The organism is Streptomyces hilarionis, assembly GCF_024539675.1.
In the GTDB taxonomy this organism is placed as follows: Bacteria; Actinomycetota; Actinomycetes; order Streptomycetales; family Streptomycetaceae; genus Streptomyces; species Streptomyces hilarionis.
In genome coordinates this window covers 1-463 of the sequence record NZ_JAHHIT010000436.1, presented here as the reverse complement: position 1 = coordinate 463, position 463 = coordinate 1, and the positions used below count along the sequence as shown (strand labels likewise).

The window sequence follows — 463 nt, the reverse complement described above, 5'->3', positions numbered from 1 at the left end:
CGAGCAGGTGAACCCGGACTCCGCCCAGTCGGCGAGCGCCACCGGACCGAACGGCCCGCGCGGCTCGACGACCAGCCGCACCCGGGTGAGGCCGGCGAGGTTCACATGGACGGGCACGGCCGGGTCGCCGCCCGCGACGACCCCGGACGACCAGAGCCGGTTCGCCCCGGCGTAGACGGCGAAGGAGACCTTGCCGAGCTTCATCGTCAGATCGTCCACGCCGACGACCGCGTCGTAGGAGGTGCACCGCCGGTTGAGGTCGACGGTGACGGAGGAGTCGCCGTGCACGGTCACCCCGCGCTCGTGACGCCGTCCCGCGATGGACAACGCGGAGCGCTGCCACACCCAGCTGCTGCCGCGGAGCCGGATCTCGGGTCCGGTTCCGTCGCCGGTCACGTCGAACGACAGCTCGTTCAGCCGGTAGACGGCCGGTGCGGGCGGAGGTGCGGGTGCCGGGGTGGGC

At 73.4% G+C, this 463-nt stretch carries 1 protein-coding gene; it reads right to left on the bottom strand.

What is annotated here, in order from left to right; translation table 11 throughout:
- The coding region (locus KMS84_RS39015; protein ID WP_256921313.1) for an NPCBM/NEW2 domain-containing protein at positions 1-463 on the bottom strand (463 nt) is incomplete at both ends.